This is a genomic window from Streptomyces sp. NPDC005181 (genome assembly GCF_040608395.1).
Taxonomy (GTDB): domain Bacteria; phylum Actinomycetota; class Actinomycetes; order Streptomycetales; family Streptomycetaceae; genus Streptomyces.
Genome location: NZ_JBEXID010000154.1, coordinates 1 through 9,532 on the forward strand (window position 1 = coordinate 1; position 9,532 = coordinate 9,532).

Here is a 9,532-nt window from a genome sequence, read left to right on the forward strand (position 1 = left end):
AGGTGCCCCAGACGGTCCCGGACCGCCACCCCGCAAGGCCCGGGCACCACGAAGGACGCCGCCGGCTTCCGCAAACCACCCACCACATCACCCCCACCCAGGCCGGACACGTGTCACCCAGCCCAACGAGCACAGCCAACAAGGTCACCCATTCGACCCCAGACCCCCCAAACCCACCGACAGGACTCACTCCGCTCACCACCACTCACTTCAGCTCAGTAAGCCGACGGCGCAACGAGACCATCGGTGACGTCCAGTTCGGCTACGAGATCACGTCGTCGTCCGGCGGCCTGGACTTCATGACGAACGGGTTCAGCGTCTCGTCCAGCTGACCCGCAGCAGAAGGAGCCGGTCCCCCGTGGGGCCGGCTCGTTCGCTGCGTGAAGTCAGCGGACGGGAGCCGGACCGCTGCTCGCCCGGACCGTCAACTCCGGTGCCAGCAGCTCGACTTCGTCCGTACCGCGACCGCCGAGCTTCGCGACGACCTGCTCGATGGCGCGCCGCCCCATTTCCTGTGCCGGTATGGCGACCGAGGTGAGGCGCACCGAAGCCTGGGAGGCCAGCTGCTCGGGACAGATGGCGACGACCGACACGTCCTCGGGCACCGCCCGCCCCTGCTGACGCAGCAGATTGAGCAGCGGCTCGACCGCCGACTCGTTCTGCACGATGAACCCGGTGGTGCCCGGCCGCTCGTCGAAGATCCGGGCCAGCGTCCGCTCCATCGCGTCGTACCCGCCCTCGCAGGGCCGGTGCAGCACGCGCACCCCGGCCTCCTGCGCCTTCGCCCGTACGCCGTCCATCGTTCGCTCGGCGAACCCGGTGTGCCGCTCGTACACCGCGGCCGCCTCGCCGATCATCGCGATCTCACGGTGGCCGAACCCGGCGAGGTGCTCCACGCAGAGCGCCCCGGTCGCCTCGAAGTCGAGGTCCACGCAGGTCAGCCCCTCCGTCTCGGCGGGAAGACCGATCAGCACGGCGGCCCGGTCGCTCTCGCGCAGCAGCGGCAGTCGCTCGTCGTGCAGCTCCACGTCCATCAGGATCATGGCATCGGCGAGCGAACTGCCCGCGATCCGACGAACGGCCGCCGGACCTTCCTCCCCGGTCAGGAGCAGGACGTCGTAACCGTGCGTACGTGCGGTGGTGGCGACGGCGATGGCGATCTCCATCATCACGGGCACATACATGTCGGTGCGCAGCGGCACCATGAGTGCGATGGTGTTCGACCTGCTGCTGGCGAGCGCGCGGGCTCCGGCGTTGGGGTGGTACCCGAGCTGCTGAATGCTTCGCTCCACCCGCTCCCGGGTGGACAAGGAGATGGACCGCTTCCCACTGAGGACATAGCTCACCGTGCTCGCGGAGACTCCGGCGTGCTGGGCGACCTCGGCAAGGGTGACCATTCAGCTCTCCATCACAGGACGACAGCGGCTCGACGGCGGACGGACGGCGTCTACCGGCGCACACCGACCGGCTCGGCGAAGCGCTTCGAAAGCGCTTCGAGTCCCACTCTTCCGCCTGCGACGTGCACAGACATGGCGAGCCTAGACCGGCTCGCATGAGGTGTCCAGAAGTGGTGTCGAAGCGCTTCGACATGCCGCTGAACACCAGGCCGGGCGGGACACCATCCCTGGCGACCGGCACAAGGCAGGCGGCACCGCACACAATAGGCCGCGTGCCGCTCCGCCACATCGAGCGCGCCTTCCGGACCGGCCGCGCACATGGCACCGAACCAGGTCATATAGTCCCACGGCCCCCGTGCACGGCGGTGTGAGGCCGCCGCCGCGCGGACGACGGCGGCGGCAGCGCCACGGGTCAGCCGTTCAGCAGCACCGGGAAGGACTCCAGGTCGTTCTGCGTCATCACCGGCAGCTTGCGTATCTCCTCGTCCGGCACGGCGAGCCGCAGACCGGGGAACCGACCGAACAGCGCCGGCAGCGCGATGCCCGCTTCCACCCGCGAGAGAGCGGCTCCGGGGCAGATGTGCGGGCCGTGGCCGAACGTCATATGGCGGATCGGGGTCGGCCGGGTGATGTCGAAGGCATCGGCATCCGGCCCGTGCTGCTCGACGTCACGGCCGATGACCCGGTAGGAGATGACGACGCCCTCCCCCTTGGCGATCACGTCGTCGCCGACCTGAATGTCCTCCGTGGCGAACCGCATCAGCAGATGTGTGGTGGGCGTGTCCCAGCGCAGCGTCTCCTCGATCACCGTCTCCCACGGGATCTCGCCGTCGAGGACCTTGCGCAGCTGATCGGGGTGGGCGAGCAGGGCCCGTACCGCATTGAGGATCAGCCCGATGGCGGTCTCGTGCCCCGCCGCCACCATGGCCTTGAGATTGCCGACCACCTCTTCCTCGGTGAGCGGGTCCCCGCCCTCCTCGGCAAGGATGAGCGCACTGGTGAGATCGTCCGTCGGCCGGGCGGTCTTCTCGCGGACGAGTGCGGCATAGAAGACGTCCAGCTCGGCGAGCAGGGCCATCCGTTCCTCGTGCGGGGTGAGCATGGAGAAGAAGGCCTTGTACTTCTTCGTCAGCATGGGGTGCTCGGCCTCTTCGACGCCCATCAGCATGCCGACCACCCGCATCGGCAGCGGCTGCGCGAAGACGGACTTGAGGTCGACCACGCCGTCCTTGCCCTGTTCGGCCAGAGCGTCCAGCAGCTCCTCGGTGAACTTCTCGATGTCGGGCCGTAGCGCTTCGAGTCGGCGCGGTGTGATCGCCTGGGAGGTCTTGGTGCGCAGTCGCCGATGCTCGTCGCCGTCCACGGTGAACATGGAGCGCCCGGCATCGATCATGCCGATCAGCGGCCAGGCGTGGGTCACCGCTCCGCTCTGCCAGAGCCCCCACGCGTCGAGGTCCTTCACCAGGCGGGGGTCGACGAGCAGTTGGCGGGCCTCGGCATGCCGGGTGACGGTCCAGGCCGGCACACCGAGCAGCTCGATCCTGGCGAGCGGTCCAGCGTCGCGCAGCCGTGCCGTCTCACCGTCCAGGTCCTGGACCATGGGGTCGATGACCACGGTCCCGCCGGCCGGGGCGGCCTCGTGGGCAGCGGCGTGAGGGCAGTTCACGAGAAGTCTCCTGTCGTACGTACGGGGCTGAACCGGACGGGCAGCGATTCCATCCCGCGCAGAAAGGCGGACCGCCGCCGGACGAGTGTCTGCGGGGGTACTGCCAGGGCGAGATCGGGCAGCCGGTCGAGGAGCACCTCGATCCCGGTACGGGCGATGGTCTCGGCGATCTCCTGGGCGGGGAACGGGCAGCGGTACTCGCCGTAACTGAACGCCAGATGTGCGTTGTTGCCGCCCTGACCGGACGAGTGGCCGGTGGAGAGGTGCTGCCGCACATGCGGATCGGAGTTGGCCGCGCCCAGGCCGAGCAGCAGCATGTCCCCGGCCCGGATGGACCGGCCGGCGAGCCGGGTGTCCCGGGCCGCCCAGCGGCCGGCGAGGATCTGGGTCGGGCTCTCCTCCCAGAGGACCTCGTTCATCGCTTCGGCGACACTGTGCCGGCCGCCGGACAGGGAGTCGGCGAACTGGTCGTCGGTGACCATCAGCCGCAGGGAGTTACTGATCCAGTCGGCCGTGGTCAGATGCCCGGCGGCCGTGACGGCCATCAGGTCGAGGACGAACTCCTCCTCGGTGAACGGCTCGTGGTACGCAAGCATCCGCGAGGTCACGTCGTCCCCGGGCACCGCACGCTTGGCCGCGACCAGCCGCTGCATGTGCTCGCCGAACCTCACGTAGGCGCTCTGTGCCTCGGGCCCGCCGTCGGCCAGGTCCTTCAGCACCCGGGCGATGTCGGCCCCTTCCGCGTCGGGGAACCCGACGAGCCGGGCGAGGACCAGCACGGGCAGCGGCTCGGCGAAATCCGCGACCAGATCGGCCGTGCCGTGTGTGCAGATGTCGTCGATGATCCTGTCTGCCAACACCTCGCAGTGGCGCCGGATTTCGAACGGGTCCGCCCCCTCCAGGGCGGCCCCCACCATCTCGGCATGGCGACGGTGCTCGGCGCCCGCGGTGAAGTAGATCGACGGCATCGGGCGCCCGACCATCGGGAGCAGCGGCCAGTCCTCGGGGATGTGCTCCCACTGGTTCCAGAGACCGACGTCCCGGGGGAACAACTCGCCGTCGCTGGTGACCTGGTGGAGCTCCCGGTAGCCGATGATCAGCCAGGCGGGGAACCCGCCGGGCAGCTCGACCGGCACGACGGGGCCGTGATCGCGCCGCATGGTGCGGTAGAGGGCCTGGGGCTCGGTATGGAACTCGGGACCGCTGAGGGGCACGGCGCCCGCACCGTGCCGGACGGGGCAGCCACCTCCAAGTGGTTCCGCAGGCGTGGGACCGGCAGTTGAGGGACGCGTCATCGAGCTGACTCCTTTGGCGGCGGCGACTCGCGTTGCGTACCCACGATCAACGCGGCACCACTATAGGGATGCGGAGTGAAACTTCGACGCCAATCGCGATCACTCTCTCCACATCTCTGATCACGACGCCCTCCGAGTCGCACCGGACCCCGCAACCACCCGTTGACATGCACCTGCGTAATGGTGAATCCTCGCGCGAGAAGTTGCGCGATCTTACGCATGTTCAAGCATTTACAAACATCCAGTGCTTGATTCGAAGGGATGTATCCCGTGCGAAGACTTCACCACCGGTCCCGCCCTCCGGCCTTGGCCGCGGCAGGACTTACCGCCGCCCTGGCCGCCGCTCTGCTCGGCGCCCCCGCCGAACCCGCCCACGCGGCGACCCCCGCGAGCGCCGTGCTCGATGACGCCCACAAGAGCGTGACGTGGCAGAGCCCCGTCTATCCGAAGGGGACGGTCGGCGGCCCCACCGACTGTCCGCCCGCCGCCGAGGACCCGGACAACAAGGTCTGCGACCGCTTCGACCTCACCGTGTCGAGCTGCGGAAGTAGCGAGGAACAGCCACAAGACAGTGTCGGGGGCCGTCTCCGGGTGGCCCCTGACGCATGTCCGGAGCCAGGGACTCCTGACGTGTCCAGGAGCCGGAACCCCGTACGGCAGTCTCGTTGTCCGCTGCGAGGCGACCGCCCGGCAAGTATCGGGGCGGCTTCGGTCACGCCCCGGTATCGCCGGGTCGCCGGCGCCCCCACGGGCGGCGCGCACTGTGTCACCGTCACCGTCGCAGCAATCCGGCTATGGCTGCGCGCACGGCCGCCTCGGGCAGTGATCAGCGCTGCCAGAGGAACGCGGCCTTGCCGCAGGGCTGACAGCTGAAGACATAACCGCGACCCCCGCCTCCGAAGTTCGCCGAGGTGGCGAAGTCGTGACCCTCTTCGAGCTCGGCCGTGAACGTCATGCGGGCGGCGCAGGAAGGGCAGCCCGGGGTCTCGTCACCCTGGAGCCAGTCAGGCTCGCCGCCCAGCCGCCCAAGCACCGCTTCTTCGGTGTATACGTCGTCGAGGTGAGGGCGCAGGGCGGTGACCGCGCCGAGCAGCGTTTCGCCCTCGGCGGGAACAGCGGCCGGGGAGAGATTGCCACTGAACAGGAAGGCGCCGTTGGCGCCGGCCGTCGCGTCCCAGTCGTCACACATACCGGGGTCGTTCTGGCAAAAGAACACCGCGACCACGCCGAACGGCAGGGGCAGGTGGGCGAGAAACTGCATGGCCCCACTGCACTCGCGGCACGTCGGCCAGACGAATCCGCCCGGAACGAGCGGAATACCGCCGGTACGGGGCACGGGCGCGTCAGAGGTGGTTTCCCCGTCGTAGATCAGCAGCATGGCGACAGCCTACGGCCCAGCTTCCCAGGCCAGAGAGCCAGGAAAGCTGGTGCTGCTGTTGATCCGCCCGGGCGGCCGCGACCGCGTTGCAGGCCGCGACCGCGTATCGGAGAGGGACGGAGGACAGGTCCCACTTCCCGCCGCGGGCAGCCCTCGTGGTCTCGGCATCCTGGTGTCCTGGTGTCCACTCTGGTCCGGGCCCTACGAACGCCGCGGCTCTCGGCTGGATCCTGCTCATCGAGATCGCCACCCTCGCCCTCTTGTGGGGACCTCCTCCTGGCTGCCGTCGTACCTGCTGCAGGCGCGCCACTTCTCCCCGACGCAGACCGGCCGGCCGTCTGCGCTGCCGTTCACCATCAGCCTGGGCGCAGGACTGCTGGGAGGCCTGTTCATCAACCGCCTTCCGCGGCGGCGACTCCCCGCGGTGCTCCTGCTCGAGAGCACCGGGCCAGGGGGGCTGTGCGACCCTCGCCGTCTCTGCCACCTCAGCCGGCGTCTCGGTGACCGCACTGATCCTCGCCGGCGGATTTTGGGGACTGCAGGGGCCTGCGATTCCGACTCTGGTACAGCGGTACGCCCTGGCGGGCAGCGTCGGCAGCGCCTGCGGGGGTGGTCAACGGTGTCGGAGACCTGGTGTCGGCGTTCATGCCGACGCTCATGGGAGCGGCGATCGCCGCGGACGGCGGACACGGCTTCACCGCAGGCATGTCCCTTCTCGTGGCCACGCAGCTGATCACCCTGGTCAGTGCCGTGGTCCTGCTCGCCAGGCACCGGGACCCACAGGCCGGGCAGCGCCGTCCCGTACGCGCGAAGGCGGCGGCAACGCAGAGCGTGACGTAGGGGTTCGGCACGGACACTCCCGACGTTCTTGCCGAGCGCCCCGAATGCGCCACGCAGCACCACTGAGGGGTTCGGTCCGGACCGGGCAGCAACGTGTCGTCCGGCCGGCGGACACCGTCCGGACCGTATCTCGCAGTGGGGCCGGATGGGGTGAGGCGTCAGTCCGGTTCGCGGATACCGGCCGAGGTCACAGGACCCGATGGTGGTCCAGCGCCATGCGCCAGTGCATGCGCATCGCTTCAGCCGGCGGTACCGGACGGTCGAGATTGAAGAGCACCTGAGGAATGAGCGAGTGAGGGCGGTTCCCCTGTCCCGCAATGAGCACCGAGTAGAGCGGCTTGCGTTGAGGTGTTTCTCGGTCCACCTCGACCAGGACAGCCACCTTGTCGTCAGGGTGCAGTGACGCCAACCGGTGGTTGACCAGTTGGCCGAGCTCTGCCCAGGTGGTCGTACGGCCCTGCCGTGCGGCCCGTTCGACGACGGGGCGCACGGCTGCTGCGTAGCTCCGTATCTCCCGCAGAGTAGGTCGCTCGTTCAGCATGGTCAGGTGATCGCGCCACTGCTCGATATGACGGCGATCGTCTCCGACGACCTCGTCCCCCGCGTGCTCCGCCAGTTCCTCGGCCTGATTCAGGAGACGCCTCAGCTGATCGGGATGCAGGTCGTCGCCCTCGCTGTCGAGTCGGTCCAGGAGAGCCGCCAGGTCCTGCCATGACGCGTAGAGCTCTTCGGCCCTCTTCTCCACGATCCAGGCGATGAGCTCGTCGAGCACGGCCGTAGATTCTCCGCTCCCGGCCAATTGGTCGAGGAGGAGTGCTGTCTGTTCCGCAGCCTCGACATCCTCCGCTGCCTGTGCTTCATGCGCTTGGTCCAGCAACGCGTCGTGCGCTGCCCGCAGCTGGCCCGTCTGGCTGCCAAGCCGCTTCTTCCTGTTCGCCGCCGAGTTCGGGCGGACTGTTTCGGGTGCCAGCGTCTGTGATGAGGGCGCGGGCTGAACAGTCGACTTGCGGAACGCCGCATGAACGCGACGGCGATCCCGATCCCAGATGGCGCGGAGTTCCGCGCTCGAGAAGTCACGCGTCCAGCCCAGCCCGAACAGAACATCCCGGAAAAACGGGGCGGGTCCGCCACCCGGAGCCTTGATGAGCGCGGATATGAACGGTTTCCCGGGCGTGCGAGGGCCTTCAACTTCGATGAGCAGGTCCCGCCACCGCTCCAAGGTAAGAGTCTCCAGTGGTACCTGCGCTCGCTCGGCAAGCGTCGCCGCCTTCACAACACCTCGACTCCGCGCCACAGCCTCCAACGTCTCACGGAACACCTCAACGATCTGCGGATCGCCGGGCAGGGCGGCAGCACCCGCGGTGGCCTTGGCAGCGATCCCCTCCGCCGGATGTGGCGTTACGTGCCCGGGATGCGTACCACTGCCCTGCGGCGCTGCCGGGTCCCCCACACGCCGCATTCCCTGGGCCGTGATCAACCAGCCGTCAGCGACATGCTGTGATGGTCCGCCGTACGTCAGAACGGCGTCAAGCAACATGTAGGTGTGAGCAGACTCCGGGATGCCCGCCCGAGCCGGAAGGGAAATACGGGCACGCGTCACGGCTGAGCCGAGGGGATGCACCTCGGCGTCGTAGAGGAGCCGCAAGGGCTCCGGCGGGGCAATCTTCGGGTCAGTCGCAACGGCCGCAGTGAACGTAACTGTTTCAGCGGCGAGTTGAAGGGTGACAGCGGGCTGCGAAACGGAGGCGGCGACTGGGGCAGGTTCGGGCACGCTGTGCCGCGGCACGATCCCTTGCGCACCGTGGATAAGGCTTGGGGTGACGATCCCGTCGGAGGTGATTCTGCATTCCGAGAGCTTCGTCCACTCGACAGGCATGTCGGGGAACTGGGTGCCGATCTCTACTGCGCGCGATGTTCCCTGGGTCCGGCATTGAACGCGCAGGGCGTACCCCTGTTTGTCCATCTGCCAGTTGGCCACCATGCTGTCCGGGGCGAAGAGCCATTCAACGGACTCCCGATTCAGCCGGAGCGCCGTATCGTCTGCCTCCCAGAGACTTTTCGACTGGCGGGCCATCTGTACGCGCACGAGTCGTCCGCCTGCGGCGTATCGCACATCGACGACCTCGCGGACCTGGCGCCTCTTGGGCTTGTACGAGATCTGGACATATTTCTGATTCTGTTGCTTCAACCAATGGGCAACGGCCTGCCCGATGTAGAGATGGTCAGCACTGCTCTCGTCACTCGCCGCCCGGCGGCAATGCACAGGCGACACATGAGCGAAGTGACACTTCTTGTCCTTGTATTTCTTCGCGGAGAGTCTGTTGCCGCAGCCGCCGAGGAGGCTGCCGCAGTAGAAAGTGCGCTGTGGGTAACGCCGGACAAACACGTCAAAATCCACAGCATCCATCGGTAGGAACACCGGCGTGTCCGAATCAGGACCGCCGAAGACGGCTGTCTGGACTTTCCGGGTGTCCTCTTCGTCAAGGTACATGGACGGGCTCCGGGCGGCAGGGATAACGAGTGGCGGCAGGTTGGGGTGGCCCCTGATGCGTGGGCTCTTCGCCAGCCGTGGGTCGCCGGCCTAAACGGTCCATGGCCGGATCCATCAGCACCAATCGACGTCAGGCCAAGCCGGGTGGACGGGCCGGAGCGCATTGCTTCAGCACGGCGCTCACTGCGGGCAGCGGTCCATCGGCGTTGGGTTCACTGCCCAAGGCTTCACCTCGCGGCTGCTGTCGCAACTCCTGCTCGGCCGGCCACCCACTTCGGTCTGGACGGCAGCCTGATGAGCCGCCACAAGGTCGGTCGTGTCATACACCCGAGCAGAGTAACGGTAAGCACGGAAAATGTCCTGACCTGCCCATTTTCTGGCTCTCCTGCTTCATGAGTGGGTCACTCTGTCCGGGGTTGGCGGCCGGGCAGGGTGGGCTTGTTGCCGGCGAGGGTGAGCATGACG

6 protein-coding genes and 1 pseudogene are annotated in these 9,532 nt (G+C 68.0%); 2 read left to right on the plus strand and 5 right to left on the minus strand.

Annotated features, from left to right (window positions below; genetic code table 11):
- Window positions 1–332 (plus strand): annotated as a pseudogene (locus tag ABZV38_RS38150) (hypothetical protein); the annotation flags it as partial.
- A gap of 54 nt (window positions 333–386) precedes the next feature.
- Here the strand turns inward: ABZV38_RS38150 and ABZV38_RS38155 are convergent.
- From ABZV38_RS38155 to ABZV38_RS38170, 4 genes are all read right to left on the minus strand, one after another.
- Window positions 387–1,397, minus strand: coding sequence for a LacI family DNA-binding transcriptional regulator (locus ABZV38_RS38155; protein WP_356333276.1), 1,011 nt, complete (start codon window positions 1,395–1,397; stop codon window positions 387–389).
- Window positions 1,398–1,809: 412 nt separating this feature from the next.
- Entirely contained in the window at window positions 1,810–2,997 is a 1,188-nt protein-coding gene (locus ABZV38_RS38160) for a cytochrome P450 (RefSeq protein ID WP_356333287.1), read from the minus strand.
- Window positions 2,998–3,059: 62 nt separating this feature from the next.
- Window positions 3,060–4,358, minus strand: coding sequence for a cytochrome P450 (locus tag ABZV38_RS38165; RefSeq protein WP_356333278.1), 1,299 nt, complete (start codon window positions 4,356–4,358; stop codon window positions 3,060–3,062).
- An 826-nt stretch (window positions 4,359–5,184) separates the two neighbouring features.
- Complete coding sequence (locus tag ABZV38_RS38170) at window positions 5,185–5,736, minus strand: hypothetical protein (protein WP_356333280.1); 552 nt, start codon at window positions 5,734–5,736, stop codon at window positions 5,185–5,187.
- Window positions 5,737–6,381: 645 nt separating this feature from the next.
- On the opposite strand from ABZV38_RS38170, the gene ABZV38_RS38175 reads away from it, so the two are divergent.
- Window positions 6,382–6,576 (plus strand): hypothetical protein, encoded by a 195-nt coding sequence (locus tag ABZV38_RS38175; RefSeq protein ID WP_356333283.1) that lies wholly within the window; start codon window positions 6,382–6,384, stop codon window positions 6,574–6,576.
- A 187-nt stretch (window positions 6,577–6,763) separates the two neighbouring features.
- Here the strand turns inward: ABZV38_RS38175 and ABZV38_RS38180 are convergent, their stop codons facing one another.
- Window positions 6,764–9,067: a competence protein CoiA family protein gene (locus ABZV38_RS38180; RefSeq protein WP_356333285.1), complete on the minus strand. Its 2,304-nt coding sequence runs from the start codon at window positions 9,065–9,067 to the stop codon at window positions 6,764–6,766.
- Window positions 9,068–9,532 lie beyond the last annotated feature (465 nt).